Below are 16,220 nucleotides of genomic sequence, written 5' to 3'. Positions count from 1 at the left end.
ACGTGGCAAGGGAGCCCTCGCCAGCTCGTCATATGTCGTAGAAGACCTCGCCTTCCGCGGTCTGCGCCTTCTTCCGGGGCAGGACCCAATCGAACAGCGCCAGGCCGAGTACGGCGAAGAACAGCACGCAGGCCAGGAGGACGGCCAGGAAGGTTTCGAAGGCAACAACGCGGAGGATGCCCAGCATCAAGAGCTTGCTCATAGAGAGTCTCCTTTTCCATTTCCCTATGGATGGGTGGCATGACGGCCAGGGAGGTGGCCGCGCCTCGGTTTTCTCCCAATCAAGATGCATGCCATACACATCTGCATGCTTCCCTGGGGTTCGGCCGGTCGACCGGCCTCGGCGAATCGCAGCGAAATGCCTGCGGAGCCGATTTCGCGGCATCGCGGTCCAACGACCTGTCCTCCGGCAAGGCCCGTTGCATTGCCGGGCAAAGAGGAGGGTTGGGAGTGCGTCGATCCTACCGCTCATAGCCGGCCACCTCTCGGCGGCCAAAATCTACGACCAAAGGATCATAGCGCAGACGAATGCACCATGCTAGATCAAGAACGGAACTCACTGCCCCACCGGCAGACCGGGGTCGCCCGTACGGCCGTTCCGGCGCACAATGAACGGCAGGACTGCCTGCCGCGACTCGACATATTTTTTACAATCCGTCGGCTAAGGTGTGCCGGGCGTTCAGCCCCGCCGCCTCGACCGTATCGCCCTCGCGGCTCCAGGCCCGGGAGGACCGCCCCGACTCAATCCACTGCGAAGAGACCGCTCCATGCGCATCCTGGTCATAGAAGACAACCGTGACATCCTCGCCAACGTGCTCGACTACCTGGAACTCAAGGGCTATACCGTCGACTGCGCCCAGGACGGCCTGAGCGGACTGCACCTGGCGGCCACCGGTGGCTACGACCTGATCGTGCTGGACGTCATGCTGCCGGGCATCGATGGCTATCAGGTCTGCAAGCGCCTGCGCGAGGATGCCGGCAGCGACACGCCGATCATCATGCTGACCGCCCGCGACGCCCTCGACGACCGGGTCAAAGGCCTCAACGTCGGCGCCGACGACTACCTGGTCAAGCCCTTCGCCCTGTCCGAGCTGGTGGCGCGCATCGAGGCGATCCTGCGGCGCACCCAGGGCAGCCGCAAGCGCGAGCTGCGGGTCGGCGACCTGCACTACGACCTGGATACCCTCTCCGTCACTCGGGGCGGCAAGTCCATTCGCTTGAACCCCATCGGCTACAAGCTGCTGGCGATCCTGATGAAGAAGAGCCCCGCCGTGGTCCGCCGGGACTTCCTCGAGGAAGCCCTGTGGGGCGAAGACCTGCCGGAAAGCGACAGCCTGCGCAGCCACATCCACCAGTTGCGCCAGGCTCTCGACAAGCCCTTCCCCACTCCCCTGCTGCACACCATCCATGGCGTCGGCTATCGCCTGGCGGAGTCGCCGGATGTCCAGTAAGGCCAGGACCACCGCGTCGCGGCAACGCGACGGGAGAAAAGACCAGTGATCTCAGGCTCCAAGCAGCCCTTCGCCCGGCGCATCGTCATCGCCTTCACCCTGATGACCCTGGTGGTGAGCGGTATCTTCTCCCTCAGCATCGTCGGCATCGTACAGTTCATCGAGGGCTATCTGGCCTCCCAGGAGCTCGGCCGCGAACTCGACGCCATCATCAACCAGGACCTCAAGAAGGGCCTGCCGCCGCGCCTGGACTACAAGACCTACTTCTTCGCCACGAACAACCGCGACTACCAGATGCCCGATGTGATGTACAACATCCCGGAGGGCTTCACCGAGATGGTCAAGGGCAACGAGGCCTACTACGCCTACATGCGGGTGATCGACGGCGAGCGCTATCTGCTGATGGAAGAGCAGCACGAGATGGAGGCCCGCGAGCGGGCGCTGCTGGACGTCGTGCTGGCGGGCTTCCTGATCAGCGTCGCGGTGGCCTGGCTGCTCGGCTGGCTGCTGGCGCGGCGGGTGATGGCCCCCATCACCAAGCTGGCCAACCAGGTCCGCCGGCGCGACCAACTGGCGCGGCCGCTGGCGCCGCAGTACGCCAACGACGAGGTCGGTCGCCTGGCGGCGGCCTTCGACGACGCCATCGGCCAGCTGCACAAGAGCCTGGAGCGCGAGCGGCTGTTCACCAGCGACGTGAGCCACGAACTGCGCACGCCGCTGATGGTCATCCAGGGCTCCTGCGAACTGCTCGGCGAAGCCGACCTGCCGCCACGGGCGAAAGACCAGGTCGCCCGCATCCGCCGCGCCGCCGATGAAATGCACGACCTGGTGCAGACCTTCCTGCTGCTGGCGCGCGACAACGCCGAAGAGTCCGCATTCAGCAGCAGCACCAGCCTGCTCGGCATCGCCGAGGAGCAGGAGAAGCGCTGGGGGCCGAAGATCATCGAGAAGGGCCTGGCGTTCGAGGTGGCCAAGACCGGCGCCGACGAGGGGATCTACAACGCTCCCCTGCTGCGCGCGGTCATGTCCAACCTGCTGCGCAACGCCCTGCACTACACCGAGAACGGCAAGGTGCGGCTGGTCCTGGAAAACGGCGGCTTCCACGTCGAGGACACCGGCATCGGCATCCCCGCCGACCAGCAGGCACGCATGTTCCAGCCGTTCGTGCGCGGCGAGCACGCCCGCGGCGAGGGCCTCGGACTGGGGCTGTCGATCGTCAAGCGGATCTGCCAGCACCAAGGCTGGCGCGTCTGCGTGCATTCCAACGCGCCGCGGGGCACCTGCTTCACGGTCAGCTTCAAACGGGACGCGCTCTGCCAGAACCCCACGAACGACTGCCAGAACTGCTCGTCCAACGCCACCGGCGCCCAACCGGCCCTGCCCAAGTTGTGACCTAGGCCCGCTCCTGCTTGGGAAAACGCCGCGGCTCGGCGAAGCAGGCGATCAAGTGGTCGTGCACCCGACGTACCCGCGGCCCGCGCCTTCGAACAGCCGGATGACGTGGACATCAACGAGATCGGCCTCGCGCGGCGGCGGTCGGGAGACGGCCGCTGGCCCCCGCCCTCAATGCAGCCGGCGCGATGCGGGCGCGCTGATGGCCCGTCCCGGAAGCGGGGTCAGCACGTGCAGATAGTTCTGCATGAAGTCCTGCAGGGTGGTGCTGATGGGCATAGCGCCGGTGGTCTCCTTCAGGGCCTCCGCGCTCTCCTTTTGCCAGGTCGAGATCGCCTCCTGCAGAGCCGAGACGGAAGAGCTATGGCTGCCGACGATGGTTTCCACGATGTGCTGCATGGCGTTGGTCTGCGACTGCAGCGCCTTCCAGTACAGATCGCCGACGACGAAGCCCATGGTCCGCCAGTCGCCGGCGTCGAGCAGGCGGGTCGCCGCCGTTTCCAGATCGGCGGCGCAGGTGTTGAGGGCGCGGTTGCCGGCATCGCTCCAGCTCAAGAGGTTTTCCCGTACCAGATCGCAGAGCCGGAAATAGAACTTGAGGTTGACCTTGTACAAGGCCAGCGAGGACTGGGGATCGAGGTACATGACGTTCTCCTCCGATGTGGGAGCGGTGCCGGCTGGGCCAGCGGGCTCATTTCTCGCGCACGTACTGCCCCGGCGCGTCCTCGAGGGCGGCATAGCCGCGCTCCGGCGCCCCCAGCGCGGGCGGGGCCACCGGCTCGCCGGAGCGCTCGTCCAGCCAGGCGGACCACTCCGGCCACCAGGAGCCCTCGTGGCGATGGGCCCTGGCCAGCCAGGCGTTGGGGCCGACGTAGTTGCCGCCCACCGCCCGCTTCAGCACCTGGTAATGCCGGCGCGGCTTGCCCGGCTCGCTGACGATGCCGGCGTTGTGGCCGCCGCTGGTGAGCACGAAGGTGATTTCCGCGGGGGTCAGGTAGTGCACCTTGAAGACCGAACGCCAGGGAGCGACGTGGTCCTTGGTGGTGGCGACGCAGAAGATCGGGGTGGAGATGTCGCTCAGGGAGATCGGCCGGCCGTCCACCGGGTAGCGCCCCTCGCTCAGGTCGTCGTTGAGGAACAGGCGCCGCAGGTACTGGCTGTGCATGCGCGCCGGCATGCGCGTGGCGTCGGAGTTCCAGGCCATCAGGTCGTTGATCGGCGCTCGCTTGCCCATCAGGTACTCGCCGACCATGCGCGACCACAGCAGGTCGTTGGAGCGCAGCAGCTGGAAGGCGCCGGCCATCTGCCCGGCGGTGAGGTAGCCGGTGTCCTGCATCTGCGCCTCCAGCAGGCTGACCTCGCTCTCGTCGATGAACAGCGCCAGCTCGCCGGGCTCGGTGAAATCGGTCTGCGCGGTGAACAGGCTGATCGAGGCCAGGCGCTGGTCGCCGTCGCGGGCCATGGCCGCCGCGGCGATCGCCAGCAGGGTGCCGCCCAGGCAGTAGCCGGTGGCGTGCACCTTGCGGTCCGGCACTATGCCGTTGATCGCGTTGAGGGCGGCGAAGAAACCGAGCTGCAGGTACTCGTCCATGCCCAGGTCGCTCTCCTCGGACCCCGGGTTCTTCCAGGAAATGCAGAAGACCGTGTGCCCCCGGTCGACCAGGTACTTCACCAGCGAATTGTGCGGCGACAGGTCGAGGATGTAGTACTTCATGATCCAGGCCGGCACGATCAGGATCGGCTCCGGGCGTACCGTCTCGGTGGTCGGCGAGTACTGCATCAGCTCGATCAGGCGGTTCTTCAGCACCACCTTGCCCTGCGTCGCGGCCACGTCGCGGCCTACCACGAAGCGTTCCGCGCCGGCCGGCGGGTGGCCGGCCGCGTGCCGCTCGGCATCCTCCAGGGCGTGCAGCATGCCGCGCCAGAGGTTGGTGCCGCTGCTCTCGACGGTGTGCTGCAGGATCAGCGGGTTGGTCGGCAGGTAGTTGCCGGGCGAGAAGACGTCGAGCATCTGCCTCGCGCCGAAGGCGACGATGTCCTCGTGGTGCTTGGACACCCCGCGCACCCCGTGGGTCGCAGCGTGCCACCACTCCTGGGTGAGCAGGAAGGACTGGTGCATCAGGTTGAACGGCCAGTGATGCCATTCCTTGGCGACGAAGCGGGTGTCCTTGGCCGGCGGATCGACGCACTCGTGGGCCGGACAGTCGGGCGAGGCGCTGGCGACCTCGCAGGCGTACTTGCACAGGCGGCGCCCCTGCTCGAAGGCGAGGTTGACCAGCTCGAACTGCTTGCCGGGCGAACCGGCGAGATGGCCGGCCCAGTCGAACAGGGCGAGCAGTACGGACATCGGCGAAACCGAGGAGGTGGCCCGCGCCATCGCCGCATGGACCTTGAGGTCGAGGGGGTTTTCCGAACGGGTCGGCGTCGTCGGGGGGGCCTGATCGTCGGTCACGGGCCGGGATGGCATGTTCATCTACTACTCCTCGTTTGGCTCAGGGGGAAATCCTTTTGCTGTCGCATCGAGCGGATGCTCGACGCCGGTGGCGGCGAAGCGGAACTGACCACTCGCGACTCCTTCACGCATCCGGGCCAGACCGGGAACAGAGCGACACATGATCCATAATAGCTCGTGCCGGGAAAGGCGCCCCGCAGACGCCGCGCGAGTCGCGCCCGCGGGCCGGCGTCACCCGCGCCAGGAGCCATACTTTCCGGGGCGTCCCCGCGGTGCGGGCCGCAGGCTGTGCGATTTTGCACATCGCCTGTGCATGGCCCGCGATTGTCCCGAACAAATTTGCATTGCTAGGATCGACCCATCCCCCTCGCGGCAGTCGGCGAGGCGCCCAGGGACCCGTTCGCGAGCGGCTGTACGTCGGCCGCACCTCGATTGGCCGGATCGCGAACGGGCTCCGATAACAACAAGAATGAAGAATGCCTAGCAGGCGGAGATCCCCATGACCACGTCCAGCTCCCTCCCCACCGTGAAATTGCTGATCGACGGCCAGTTCGTCGAGTCCAGGACCAGCCAATGGCGCGATGTCGTCAACCCGGCGACCCAGGAAGTCCTGGCCCGCGTGCCCTTCGCCACCGAAGCGGAGATGAACGCCGCGGTGGCCAGCGCCCGGGAAGCCTTCAAGACCTGGCGCAAGACGCCGATCGGCGCCCGCGCGCGGATCTTCCTCAGGTACCAGCAGCTGATCCGGGAGAACATCAAGGAGCTGGCGGCGATCCTCACCGCCGAGCAGGGCAAGACCCTGGCCGACGCCGAGGGCGACGTGTTCCGCGGCCTGGAAGTGGTCGAGCACGCCGCCGGCATCGGCAACCTGCAGCTCGGCGAACTGGCCAACAACGTGGCCGGCGGCGTCGACACCTACACCCTGCTGCAGCCGCTCGGCGTCTGCGCCGGCATCACCCCGTTCAACTTCCCGGCGATGATCCCGCTGTGGATGTTCCCGATGGCCATCGCCACCGGCAACACCTTCGTCCTCAAGCCCTCCGAGCAGGACCCGATGGTCACCATGCGCCTGGTCGAGCTGGCCCTCGAGGCCGGCGTACCGCCGGGCGTGCTCAACGTGATCCACGGCGGCGCCGAGGCGGTGAACCTGCTCTGCGACCACCCGGACGTGAAAGCCGTTTCCTTCGTCGGCTCCACCAAGGTCGGCAGCCACGTCTACCAGCGCGCCAGCCTGGCCGGCAAGCGCGTGCAGTGCATGATGGGAGCGAAGAACCACGCCATCGTCCTGCCCGACGCGCACAAGGAACAGACCCTCAACAACCTGGCCGGCGCCGCCTTCGGCGCGGCCGGCCAGCGCTGCATGGCGCTGTCGGTGGCGATCCTGGTCGGCGAGGCCCGGGAATGGCTGCCGGAGCTGGTGGCCAAGGCCAGGAGCCTCAAGGTCAGCGCCGGCACCGAGCCCGGCGCCGATCTCGGCCCGCTGATCTCCCGCGCGGCCCTGGACCGGGTCAGCGGCCTGATCGAGCGCGGCGTGCAGGAAGGCGCCCGGCTGGAGCTGGACGGCCGCAACCCGGTCGTCGCCGGCTACGGGCAGGGCAACTTCGTCGGCCCGACTCTCTTCTCCGGCGTCACCCCGCAGATGAGCGTCTACCGCGAGGAAATCTTCGGCCCGGTGCTCTGCGTGATGCAGGTCGACACCCTGGACGAGGCCATCGCCCTGATCAACGCCAACCCCAACGGCAACGGCACCGCCCTCTTCACCCGCTCGGGCGCCGCCGCCCGCCACTTCCAGGAGGAGATCGACGTCGGTCAGGTGGGCATCAACGTGCCGATCCCGGTGCCGGTGCCGATCTTCTCCTTCACCGGCTCGCGGGCCTCCAAGCTCGGCGACCTGGGCCCGTACGGCAAGCAGGTGGTGCAGTTCTACACCCAGACCAAGACCGTCACGGCGCGCTGGTTCGACGAGAACGAGGTGGGCGGCCCGGTGAACACCACCATCGCTCTCAAGTAACCTCTACGCGGCGGGGCGTTCCCGCCGCACGCAACGGAGAGCGCTCCCACCCCAGCGCTCTCGCCCCCACTCCTCCGGCTCTCCGACGGGGAGTGCCAGAAGAAAGAAGGAAACAGCGTCATGACTTACCAGAACCTGCTGCTGGAAATGCACGGCAAGGTCGCCCTGATCACCCTCAACCGCCCGCAGGCGCTGAACGCCCTGTCGCCGGAGCTGACCGCCGAGCTGAGCGCCCTGCTCGATGCGCTGGAAGCCGACGACAGCGTCGCCGCGGTGGTCATCACCGGCAGCGAGAAGGCCTTCGCCGCCGGCGCCGACATCAAGGCCATGAAGGACTGGTCGTACATGGATGTCTACAAGTCCGACTTCATCACCGCCAGCTGGGAGCGCTTGACCACCTTCCGCAAGCCGAGCATCGCCGCGGTGGCCGGCTACGCCCTGGGCGGCGGCTGCGAGCTGGCGATGATGTGCGATTTCATCATCGCCGCCGACACCGCCAAGTTCGGCCAGCCGGAGATCACCATCGGCACCATTCCCGGCGCCGGCGGCACCCAGCGGCTGACCCGCTTCATCGGCAAGTCCAAGGCCATGGACATGGTCCTCACCGGGCGCATGATGGACGCCCAGGAGGCCGAGCGCTGCGGTCTGGTCAGCCGTCTGGTGCCGGCCGACCGGCTGATCGAGGAAGCCCTGGCCGCCGCCGAGAAGATCAGCCAGATGTCCGCGCCCATCGCCATGATGGCCAAGGACGCGGTCAACCGCGCCTTCGAGACCACCCTCGCCGAGGGCATCCACTTCGAGCGCCGGCTGTTCCACTCGACCTTCGCCACCGAGGACCAGAAGGAAGGCATGGCCGCCTTCGTCGAGAAGCGCAAGCCCAGCTTCAGGAACCGCTGACGAGGTCCCTTGCCGGAGAGCCGTAGGAGCGAATTCATTCGCGATGCTTCTAGTTTTCGCAGATAAATCTGCTCCTACAGCCGGCGCCAGCCGCCCCATCCCATAACAAGAACAAGAGGACACCACCATGCACATCGGATTCATCGGACTCGGCAACATGGGCGCGCCCATGGCCCGCAACCTGCTCAAGGCCGGCCATCGGCTGACCGTCTTCGATCTGTCCCAAGCCGCCGTGGCCGGTCTGGTGGAGGCCGGCGCCAAGGCGGCGGCTTCCCCGGCCGCCGTGGCCGGCACGGACGCCGAGCTGGTCATCACCATGCTGCCCGCCTCCGCCCACGTGAAGGGCGTCTATCTCGGCGAGGACGGCCTGCTGGCCCACGTTCGCCCCGGCATCCTGCTGATCGACAGCTCCACCATCGACCCGCTGAGCGCCCGGGAGGTGGCCGCCGCCGCCCGCGCGCACGGCAACCCGATGCTCGATGCGCCGGTCTCCGGCGGTACCGGCGGCGCCGCCGCCGGCACCCTGACCTTCATGGTCGGCGGCGAGGCGGCCGATTTCAACCGCGCCCAGCCGGTCCTCGCCGCCATGGGCCGGAACATCGTCCACTGCGGCGGCGCCGGCAACGGCCAGGTCGCCAAGGTGGCCAACAACATGCTGCTCGGCATCTCCATGATCGGCGTCGCCGAGGCCATGAGCCTGGGCGTCGCCCTGGGCATGGACCCGCAGGTGCTGGCCGGCATCCTCAACACCTCCAGCGGCCGCTGCTGGAGCTCCGACACCTACAACCCCTTCCCCGGCGTCATGGACAACGTCCCCGCCGCCCGCGGCTACACCGGCGGCTTCGGCACCGACCTGATGCTCAAGGACCTGGGCCTGGCCAGCGAAGCGGCGAAGCAGGCCCGCCAGCCGGTGATCCTCGGCGCCCTCGCCCAGCAGCTCTACCAGACCTTCAGCGCCCAGGGCCACGGCGGCCTGGACTTCTCCGCCATCATCAACCTCTACCGCAAGGATGCCCAGGCATGAGCGAAGCCCCCGTACTGGCGGCGGTGCGCAACCGCATCGGCCACCTCACCCTCAACCGCCCGGCCGGTCTGAACGCCCTCAACCTGCCCATGGTCCGCCTCCTGCACCGGCAGCTGCAGGCATGGGCCGCGGACCCGGAAATCCTCGCCGTGGTCCTGCGCGCCAACGGCGAGAAGGCCTTCTGCGCCGGCGGCGACATCCGCTGGCTGTACGACAGCTACCTGCGGGCCGACGGCCAACACGACGTCTTCTTCGTCGAGGAATACGCCCTCGACCAGTACATCCACGCCTACCCGAAACCGGTGCTGGCGCTGATGGACGGCTTCGTCCTCGGCGGCGGCATGGGCCTGGTCCAGGGCGCCGCGCTGCGGGTGGTCAGCGAACGGACCAAGATGGGCATGCCGGAGGTGGGCATCGGCTACTTCCCGGACGTCGGCGGCAGCTACTTCCTCTCGCGCCTGCCGGGCGAGCTGGGCACCTACCTGGGCGTCACCGGCGTGACGATCCGCAGCGCCGATGCCCTCTATGCCGGCCTGGCCGACTGGTGCCTGCCCAGCGAACAGTTCGCCGAGCTGGACCGCTGCCTGGACGAGATGCGCTGGAACGTGCACCCGGCCGAGGCGCTGCGCACCCTGCTCGCGACCCTGGCGGCCAGCCGCCTGGCCGGCGCGGAGCTGAAGGCCCTGCACCCGGCCATCGAGGCGCACTTCTCCCAGCCGGACGTGCCCGCCATCCGCGCCTCGCTGCAGGCCGAACGGCGTCCGGAATACCGCGACTGGGCCGAGGAGACCGTCCGGCTGCTGGACGGCCGTTCGCCGCTGGCCCTGTGCGCGACCCTGGAGCTGCTGCGCCGCGGCGGCGAACTCTCGCTGGCCGACTGCTTCGCCCTGGAGCTGCACCTGGACCGCCAGTGGTTCGCCAAGGGCGAGATCATGGAGGGCGTGCGCGCCCTGCTGGTCGACAAGGACAAGACGCCGCGCTGGAATCCGCCGACTCTCGCCGAGGTCGATGCGAAGCGGGTGCAGGCCTTCTTCGCCGATTTCCGGCCGGCCGCCGCCAGCAAACCCCGCCGTCAGGCCTGACCGAACGAGAGGTGAGCGCGATGCAGGACATCGAACTGAGCGAAGAGCAACGCATGATCCGCGACCTGGCACGGGACTTCGCCCGCCGCGAGATCGCCCCGCGCGCCCGCGACTGGGAGAAGGCCGGCTGGATCGACGACGCCCTGGTGGCGCAGATGGGCGAACTGGGCCTGCTCGGCATGGTGGTGCCGGAGCAATGGGGCGGCAGCTACATCGACTACGTCGCCTACGCCCTCGCCGTGGAGGAAATCTCCGCCGGCGACGGCGCCGCCGGCGCGCTGATGAGCATCCACAACTCGGTCGGCTGCGGCCCGCTACTGCAATACGGCAGCCAGGCGCAGAAGGACGCCTGGCTGGCCGAGCTGGCCGCCGGCCGGGCGATCGGCTGCTTCTGCCTGACCGAACCGCAGGCCGGCTCGGAGGCCCACAACCTGCGCACCCGCGCCGAGCTGAAGGACGGCCGCTGGGTACTCGACGGCGCCAAGCAGTTCGTCAGCAACGCCCGCCGCGCCAGGCTCGCCATCGTCTTCGCGGTGACCGATCCGCAACTGGGCAAGAAGGGCCTGTCGGCCTTCCTGGTGCCCACCGACACCCCCGGCTTCGTGGTCGAACGCAGCGAACACAAGATGGGCCTGCGCGCCTCCGACACTTGCGCGGTGACGCTGGCCGGCTGCAGCATCCCGGCGGAGAACCTGCTCGGCGAACGCGGCAAGGGGCTGGCCATCGCCCTCTCCAACTTAGAGGGCGGACGCATCGGCATCGCCGCCCAGGCCCTCGGCATCGCCCGCGCGGCCTTCGAGGCGGCCCTGACCTACGCCCGCGAGCGGGTGCAGTTCGGCAAGCCGATCGCCGAACACCAGAGCATCGCCAACCTGCTGGCCGACATGCACACCCGGCTCAACGCCGCACGCTTGCTGATCCTGCACGCCGCACGGCTGAAGAGCGCCGGGCTGCCCTGCCTGTCGGAGGCCTCCCAAGCCAAGCTGTTCGCCTCGGAAATGGCCGAACGGGTCTGCTCCAAGGCCATCCAGATCCACGGCGGCTACGGCTATCTGGAGGACTATCCGGTGGAGCGCTACTACCGCGATGCGCGGATCACCCAGATCTACGAGGGCACCAGCGAGATCCAGCGCCTGCTGATCGCCCGCGAGCTGGCCCACTACCCGCTGTAGGAGCGGCCTACTGCTCCGCGATAGGCGCTGCCTGCAGCCACGAACAGGTTCGCTCCCACAGGGCATGTCCGACCTGTAGGAGCGGATTCATCCGCGATGGGCAACGGGAACGGAAGCATCGCCAGGCTGAAAGAAGGGCTCAACGCCCCATCAGCAGGTCCTGGTGCTGCGCCGCCGTTTCCCGCAGGAAGTCCCAAGTCACCCGCATCCGCGCCAGGTCCTTGCTCTCCACCGGCATCAGCATCCAGAAGGTGCGGGTGAACTCCACCTCGTCGGCGAGCAGCTCCACCAGTGCGGGGTCCCGGCGCGCCGCGAAGCTGGGCAGGATGGCGATCCCGGCGCCGGCCGCGGCGGCGCGCTGCTGGGCGAGGATGCTGGTGCTGCGCAGGGCGATCTGCCGGGGCCGGCCGATCTCGTCCAGGTAGTGCAGCTCCTTGCTGTAGAGCAGATCCTCGATGTAGCTGACGAAGCAGTGCTGGCGCAGGTCGTCGCGCCCGCGGATCGGCGGATGGCCGGCCAGATAGTCCGCCGAGGCGTAGAGGCGCAGCACGTAGTCGGTCAGCCGGGTGATGATGTAGGGGCCGCGCTCGGGGCGGTCCAGGGTGATGACGATGTCCGCCTCGTGGCGGGCCAGGTGGACCATGCGCGGCACGGCCAGCAGGTCGACGCCCAGATGGGGATAGCGCCGGCTCAGGGTCGCCAACTGCCCGGCCAGCAGCTCGATCCCGTAACCCTCGGTGGCGCCGATCCGCACCAGGCCGGACAGGTTGTCGGCCGAATCGGCATCGTCCCGTTCGATGGCCAGGTAGGCGCTTTCCATCGCCTCGACCTGGGCCAGCAACCGGCGCCCCGCCTCCGTCGGGCTGTAGCCCGAGCCGCCGCGGATGAACAGCGGCTGCCCCAGCGCCTTCTCCAGCGCCTGCACCCGCCGCGCCACGGTGGTGTGGTCGACGCCCAGGCGGCGGGCCGCCACCGTCAGTTTTCCCGCCCTCGACAATTCGAGGAAGAAGCGAAGATTGTCCCAGTCCATGTCCCGTGCCTTGGGAGAAACGCCAGACCCGATCATGCAGCGCCGCCGCCGCCTTGCCCAGCCCGCGGATGCGCCTGGGATGCGCCTGTGCAGAAACGCAACCCGGCTCTGCGCTCCGCCGCATTGCCGGAGAGGCCTGCCCTGCTAGCATCGGACTTGACGGCCGGGAACGACGGGGTCCGCGACAGGAACCGGAACCTGCAGCGCAGTCGGCTTCACACGAACCTCGCACAACAACAATTACGCAGAGGCATCCATGAACGAAGCGATTTCCGCCCATGGCGCGTCGACAGCGCCCCGCCTCCGGCCCCATCGTCTGGCTGGTCTGGCCAGCATGGCCGGCACCACCATCGAGTGGTATGACTTCTTCCTGTACGGCACCGCGGCCGCGCTGATCTTCAACAAGATCTTCTTCCCCGCCCTCGATCCCATCAGCGGCGTGCTCGCGGCGTTCGCCACCTATGCCGTGGGCTTCCTCGGCCGGCCCCTGGGCGGCATCGTCTTCGGCCACTTCGGCGATCGCCTGGGCCGCAAATCCATGCTGCTGCTGACCCTGCTGATGATGGGTATCCCCACCATCGCCATCGGCCTCATCCCGACCTACCAGCAGATCGGCTACTGGGCGGCGATCCTGCTGGTCGCCATGCGTCTGCTGCAGGGCATGGCGGTCGGCGGCGAATGGGGCGGCGCGGTGCTGATGGCGGTCGAGCACGCCCCGCCGGGCCGCAAGGGGTTCTACGGCAGCCTGCCGCAGACCGGGGTCGGCGCCGGCCTGATCCTGTCGTCCCTGGCCATGGGCGCGGTCGCACGGCTGCCGGAGGCGGACATGCTGGCCTGGGGCTGGCGGCTGCCCTTCCTCGCCAGCATCCTGCTGCTCGGGGTGGGCTGGCTGATCCGCTTGAAGGTGCCCGAATCGCCCGACTTCCGGCAGCTCGAAAGGCAGAACCGCAAGGTGCGGCTGCCCCTGCTGGAGGTGCTGCGCCGGTATCCGCGCGAAACCCTGACCATCATCGGCGCACGCAGTGCCGAGAACGCCTGGTTCTACATGTCGGTGACCTTCGCCCTGGCCTACGCCGCCAACCAGCTGGGGATTCCGCGGGCCGATCTGCTCGCCGCCATCGGTGCCGGCGCGGTGCTGTCCCTGATCACCATGCCGCTGTGCGGCCACCTGTCGGACAGGATCGGCCAGAGGCGCCTGTACTTCTGCGGCCTGCTGCTGCTCTGCGCCTTCGTCCAGCCGTTCTTCGCCCTGCTGGGAACCCGGGACGAGCAGCTGGTGTGGTGGGCGATGGTGCTGGCCGTGGGCGTGGTCTTCCCGATCCTCTACGCACCCGAATCCCTGCTGTTCGCCCGCCAGTACCCCACCGAGATCCGCTACAGCGGCATCTCCCTGTCGGTGCAGCTGGCGGGCGTCCTCGGCGGCGGCTTCGCGCCCATGCTGTCGACCCAGCTGCTGGAAATGGCCGACGGCGAGCCCCGCTACGTCGTCCTCTACCTGATCGGCATGGGGCTGGTCGCGCTGTTCTGCACCGCCCTGATGAGTCCCGATCCCAAGCCGGACCGCTAGCCGTCCGGCCGGAGAACCGCGGGCCGGAACGAAAAGGGGCAGGTCGTCGACCTGCCCCTTTTTCCCGCCCCGGCTAGCGCAATCGCCGCTTCGGCCAGGCCATCTCCCGTTCGGAGAGCCTTCCGGCCAGCCTGCGGTGATAGTGCGCCAGGCGCCGGTGGCGCTGGTCGGCCGAGAGCCAGTCCCAGCCGGAGAAAAGCTCTTCGTGCTCGATGAGTTCCTCGCCCTTGCGTCGCGCCCCGCTCCGCTCCAGGCCGGCCAGGTACAGACCGGCCGTGAGGGCGCCGCTGCCGACGAGGGCCAGGGAAAGAATGGTTTCAATGGTCATCGATTGTCTTCCATGGCGATGAGGTGCGGGGAGGCCGACAGGCGCCCCCTCGGAGAGGCGATCCGCGTCAGAGGCGATCCGTATTCCGGTCTTCGTTGCCGGCGAGTGCGGAGCTCTCCCGCAGCCGGGCTCTCAGCCAGGCCCGCTCCTGCTCGGCGATCCTCGCCCGCACCCGGCGCTGATAGAGCGCCAGCCGCCGGCGCCGCTCGCCGGGGGTGAAGCTGTCCCAGCCGCAGAACAGCACCTCGTCGTCCACGACGTCCTCCGGCTCGGGCTCCGGGCGTACCCCGTGCCGGGTCAGGCCCTCCAGGTAGAGACCCGAAGCGAACAGACCGCAGCCGGCCAGTCCCAGCGAAATGATGGTGTCGATACTCATCCGTATGCCCTCCTTGGCGTTGAGATGAGGGGAATCTAGCCGGCGGATCTTTTCAGTAATACGAACCCGGTCACAGTCCGCGGCGGAGCGGCGGACTGTGAGCACGACCTGGATCAGCGCGGCGCCCGGAAAAAACGCCGCAGATCAATGGGATCGTCCGGAGCGGCAGCGCGCCGGCCGGCGGCGAGGGAGGAGGATGGCCGACGAACGGTTACCGACCGATGCGTTTTCTGTCACATGGGCGGACCAGATTGAGACCTTCGTACAGCCGGAGGAACACTGCCATGGGAGACGACCGTCGAATCGCGCCCGAGGGACAACCCGAGCGGGCGCTCTGCGTGGAACTACTGACCGATCATATGGGGCAATGGTCCCTGCACCTCTGCTACGACGGCGAAGTCATCGAGACCCTGCACGACGCCCCTGCCCCCCTGCGCCGGCTGTACGACCAGTGCCTGGCCATCGGCATCCCCTGCCGGCGCAACAGCCCGGACTGACCGCCTTCAGGCCTCCGGCGGCGGCTTGGTCGCCGCCGCCCGGAAGGACCTGGCCAGGGACGTGAGCCCCAGGAAGAACAGGTTCGACGCCGGCCCGAGCACCTGTCCCCGCGCCAGCTGCAGGGCGGAGGCGCCCATCATCAGGACGAAGCCCAGCGAACCGAGGTCGAGGCTGCCGCTGGTACTGGTCCGCACCTCGGCATCCAGGCGGTCGGCGACCCCGGCGACCCAGCGCGAGAGCGGCGCCATGTCGGGCAGCGGCCCCTCGATACGCAGCACGCCGCTGCGCTCGATGCGCTCGGCCAGCTCGCCCCATCCGACCCGATGGAGCAGGACCAGGCTGCCGGTGGCCGGGTTGGCGGTGACGCCGTCCAGCGCATCGACCTGCCCGAGCTGCCGCGCGATGGATTCGAGCCCGCCCCGGTCGCCGCGCAGGGCCGGCATCTGCAGGCGCGTGCGGCCCTGCGTCGAATGGGCGATCCAGGCCTGCTGCGGGCTCATTGCGGCGCCCCCGTCTTGTCGGAAGCGGACTCCCCGGCTTCGGCCGAGGCGGCGACCATCCCGGCGGCCGCGGCGGCCTCGGCCTCCTGGGACCTGACGAGCTCGTCGTGCGCCTCCGCCGCCGCGTCTTCGACCAGCTCCCGCAGCTCGGCCACGGACTCCCGCCCGCGCTCGTACATCAGGATGCCGGTCTTGACCGCGGAGCGCAGCAACGGCCGCCCCGCCGCCAGCAGCACCGGCGCCAGCGCCGTGGCGGCCACGCCCACCACCACGCCGACCAGGAGGTTGCCTTTCAAGACATCGTCCAACGCAGCCATATGCGCTCTCCATGACGTTGAGTGGATAAGAACCGCTCTTGCCCCACTGCTGCGACGAGCATCCGCTGCCCGTCCGAGCCCGACGCTCGGCAACCGCGGACCGCTCGCCATGCCGTATGGCTG

The 16,220-nt window shown here is 68.5% G+C and carries 17 protein-coding genes; 9 read left to right on the top strand and 8 right to left on the bottom strand.

Translation table 11 applies throughout. The features are described 5' to 3' along the window. Window positions 1–28 precede the first annotated feature (28 nt). Window positions 29–202: a hypothetical protein gene (locus tag ACFOJE_RS19620; protein ID WP_377816586.1), complete on the bottom strand. Its 174-nt coding sequence runs from the start codon at window positions 200–202 to the stop codon at window positions 29–31. Window positions 203–767: 565 nt separating this feature from the next. Between ACFOJE_RS19620 and ACFOJE_RS19615 the strand changes: the two genes are divergently transcribed. Both ACFOJE_RS19615 and ACFOJE_RS19610 read left to right on the top strand, forming a co-directional pair. Beyond that, window positions 768–1,451 carry a response regulator transcription factor gene (locus ACFOJE_RS19615; protein WP_377816584.1) on the top strand — a complete coding sequence of 228 codons (684 nt, stop codon included), beginning with the start codon at window positions 768–770 and terminating at the stop codon, window positions 1,449–1,451. Window positions 1,452–1,553: 102 nt separating this feature from the next. Continuing rightward, a complete protein-coding gene (locus ACFOJE_RS19610; protein WP_377816947.1) occupies window positions 1,554–2,843 on the top strand; it encodes a sensor histidine kinase in 1,290 nt (429 codons plus the stop codon). Window positions 2,844–3,014: 171 nt separating this feature from the next. On the opposite strand, the gene ACFOJE_RS19605 is transcribed toward ACFOJE_RS19610, so the two are convergent. Together ACFOJE_RS19605 and ACFOJE_RS19600 are read right to left on the bottom strand one after the other, a co-directional pair. Then, window positions 3,015–3,488 (bottom strand): hypothetical protein, encoded by a 474-nt coding sequence (locus ACFOJE_RS19605; protein WP_377816583.1) that lies wholly within the window; start codon window positions 3,486–3,488, stop codon window positions 3,015–3,017. Window positions 3,489–3,534: 46 nt separating this feature from the next. Then, window positions 3,535–5,316, bottom strand: coding sequence for a PHA/PHB synthase family protein (locus ACFOJE_RS19600; protein ID WP_377816581.1), 1,782 nt, complete (start codon window positions 5,314–5,316; stop codon window positions 3,535–3,537). Window positions 5,317–5,794: 478 nt separating this feature from the next. Here ACFOJE_RS19600 and ACFOJE_RS19595 point away from each other — a divergent pair, with 478 nt between their 5' ends. The 5 genes from ACFOJE_RS19595 (at window position 5,795) to ACFOJE_RS19575 (ending at window position 11,481) form a co-directional block, all read left to right on the top strand. Continuing rightward, a complete protein-coding gene (locus ACFOJE_RS19595; protein WP_377816579.1) occupies window positions 5,795–7,306 on the top strand; it encodes a CoA-acylating methylmalonate-semialdehyde dehydrogenase in 1,512 nt (503 codons plus the stop codon). Window positions 7,307–7,426: 120 nt separating this feature from the next. After that, the gene (locus ACFOJE_RS19590) at window positions 7,427–8,203 is read left to right on the top strand and encodes an enoyl-CoA hydratase (RefSeq protein WP_377816577.1); all 777 of its coding nucleotides are present in this window, start codon (window positions 7,427–7,429) and stop codon (window positions 8,201–8,203) included. A gap of 127 nt (window positions 8,204–8,330) precedes the next feature. Continuing rightward, complete coding sequence (mmsB, locus tag ACFOJE_RS19585; protein ID WP_377816575.1) at window positions 8,331–9,227, top strand: 3-hydroxyisobutyrate dehydrogenase; 897 nt, start codon at window positions 8,331–8,333, stop codon at window positions 9,225–9,227. Beyond that, entirely contained in the window at window positions 9,224–10,309 is a 1,086-nt protein-coding gene (locus ACFOJE_RS19580; RefSeq protein ID WP_377816574.1) for an enoyl-CoA hydratase/isomerase family protein, read from the top strand. Before mmsB ends, ACFOJE_RS19580 begins: the two co-directional genes overlap by 4 nt. Before the next feature lie 20 nt (window positions 10,310–10,329). Then, the gene (locus ACFOJE_RS19575) at window positions 10,330–11,481 is read left to right on the top strand and encodes an acyl-CoA dehydrogenase family protein (RefSeq protein WP_377816572.1); all 1,152 of its coding nucleotides are present in this window, start codon (window positions 10,330–10,332) and stop codon (window positions 11,479–11,481) included. Window positions 11,482–11,620: 139 nt separating this feature from the next. On the opposite strand, the gene ACFOJE_RS19570 is transcribed toward ACFOJE_RS19575, so the two are convergent. Further along, a complete protein-coding gene (locus ACFOJE_RS19570) occupies window positions 11,621–12,511 on the bottom strand; it encodes a LysR family transcriptional regulator (protein ID WP_377816946.1) in 891 nt (296 codons plus the stop codon). 256 nt (window positions 12,512–12,767) lie between these two features. Between ACFOJE_RS19570 and ACFOJE_RS19565 the strand changes: the two genes are divergently transcribed. Then, window positions 12,768–14,078: an MFS transporter gene (locus ACFOJE_RS19565; protein WP_377816570.1), complete on the top strand. Its 1,311-nt coding sequence runs from the start codon at window positions 12,768–12,770 to the stop codon at window positions 14,076–14,078. A gap of 73 nt (window positions 14,079–14,151) precedes the next feature. Here the strand turns inward: ACFOJE_RS19565 and ACFOJE_RS19560 are convergent, their stop codons facing one another. Both ACFOJE_RS19560 and ACFOJE_RS19555 read right to left on the bottom strand, forming a co-directional pair. Beyond that, the gene (locus tag ACFOJE_RS19560) at window positions 14,152–14,406 is read right to left on the bottom strand and encodes a hypothetical protein (protein ID WP_377816568.1); all 255 of its coding nucleotides are present in this window, start codon (window positions 14,404–14,406) and stop codon (window positions 14,152–14,154) included. Between the two features lie 67 nt (window positions 14,407–14,473). Then, window positions 14,474–14,782, bottom strand: coding sequence for a hypothetical protein (locus ACFOJE_RS19555; RefSeq protein ID WP_377816566.1), 309 nt, complete (start codon window positions 14,780–14,782; stop codon window positions 14,474–14,476). 284 nt (window positions 14,783–15,066) lie between these two features. Between ACFOJE_RS19555 and ACFOJE_RS19550 the strand changes: the two genes are divergently transcribed. Next, complete coding sequence (locus tag ACFOJE_RS19550; RefSeq protein WP_377816565.1) at window positions 15,067–15,279, top strand: hypothetical protein; 213 nt, start codon at window positions 15,067–15,069, stop codon at window positions 15,277–15,279. A 6-nt stretch (window positions 15,280–15,285) separates the two neighbouring features. Here ACFOJE_RS19550 and ACFOJE_RS19545 read toward each other — a convergent pair whose 3' ends face one another. Further along, on the bottom strand, window positions 15,286–15,780 hold the full coding sequence (locus ACFOJE_RS19545) for an HMA2 domain-containing protein (RefSeq protein WP_377816563.1): 495 nt from the start codon (window positions 15,778–15,780) through the stop codon (window positions 15,286–15,288). After that, window positions 15,777–16,076 (bottom strand): DUF5132 domain-containing protein, encoded by a 300-nt coding sequence (locus ACFOJE_RS19540; protein ID WP_377816562.1) that lies wholly within the window; start codon window positions 16,074–16,076, stop codon window positions 15,777–15,779. The genes ACFOJE_RS19545 and ACFOJE_RS19540 overlap by 4 nt, the downstream gene beginning before the upstream one ends. Between the last annotated feature and the right edge of the window lie 144 nt (window positions 16,077–16,220).

Origin of the sequence: Azotobacter bryophylli (assembly GCF_042643485.1) — a bacterium.
Taxonomy (GTDB): Bacteria; Pseudomonadota; Gammaproteobacteria; order Pseudomonadales; family Pseudomonadaceae; genus Azotobacter; species Azotobacter bryophylli.
The sequence above is the reverse complement of the archived record's forward strand: the minus strand, read 5'-3'. Positions and strand labels throughout refer to the sequence as shown.

Bases quoted from the DNA above. Each gene is read 5' to 3' on its own strand.
- ACFOJE_RS19620 (WP_377816586.1), bottom strand. From the start codon at position 202: ATGAGCAAGCTCTTGATGCTGGGCATCCTCCGCGTTGTTGCCTTCGAA.
- ACFOJE_RS19615 (WP_377816584.1), top strand. From the start codon at position 768: ATGCGCATCCTGGTCATAGAAGACAACCGTGACATCCTCGCCAACGTG.
- ACFOJE_RS19610 (WP_377816947.1), top strand. From the start codon at position 1,554: ATGACCCTGGTGGTGAGCGGTATCTTCTCCCTCAGCATCGTCGGCATC.
- ACFOJE_RS19605 (WP_377816583.1), bottom strand. From the start codon at position 3,488: ATGTACCTCGATCCCCAGTCCTCGCTGGCCTTGTACAAGGTCAACCTC.
- ACFOJE_RS19600 (WP_377816581.1), bottom strand. From the start codon at position 5,316: ATGAACATGCCATCCCGGCCCGTGACCGACGATCAGGCCCCCCCGACG.
- ACFOJE_RS19595 (WP_377816579.1), top strand. From the start codon at position 5,795: ATGACCACGTCCAGCTCCCTCCCCACCGTGAAATTGCTGATCGACGGC.
- ACFOJE_RS19590 (WP_377816577.1), top strand. From the start codon at position 7,427: ATGACTTACCAGAACCTGCTGCTGGAAATGCACGGCAAGGTCGCCCTG.
- mmsB (WP_377816575.1), top strand. From the start codon at position 8,331: ATGCACATCGGATTCATCGGACTCGGCAACATGGGCGCGCCCATGGCC.
- ACFOJE_RS19580 (WP_377816574.1), top strand. From the start codon at position 9,224: ATGAGCGAAGCCCCCGTACTGGCGGCGGTGCGCAACCGCATCGGCCAC.
- ACFOJE_RS19575 (WP_377816572.1), top strand. From the start codon at position 10,330: ATGCAGGACATCGAACTGAGCGAAGAGCAACGCATGATCCGCGACCTG.
- ACFOJE_RS19570 (WP_377816946.1), bottom strand. From the start codon at position 12,511: ATGGACTGGGACAATCTTCGCTTCTTCCTCGAATTGTCGAGGGCGGGA.
- ACFOJE_RS19565 (WP_377816570.1), top strand. From the start codon at position 12,768: ATGAACGAAGCGATTTCCGCCCATGGCGCGTCGACAGCGCCCCGCCTC.
- ACFOJE_RS19560 (WP_377816568.1), bottom strand. From the start codon at position 14,406: ATGACCATTGAAACCATTCTTTCCCTGGCCCTCGTCGGCAGCGGCGCC.
- ACFOJE_RS19555 (WP_377816566.1), bottom strand. From the start codon at position 14,782: ATGAGTATCGACACCATCATTTCGCTGGGACTGGCCGGCTGCGGTCTG.
- ACFOJE_RS19550 (WP_377816565.1), top strand. From the start codon at position 15,067: ATGGGAGACGACCGTCGAATCGCGCCCGAGGGACAACCCGAGCGGGCG.
- ACFOJE_RS19545 (WP_377816563.1), bottom strand. From the start codon at position 15,780: ATGAGCCCGCAGCAGGCCTGGATCGCCCATTCGACGCAGGGCCGCACG.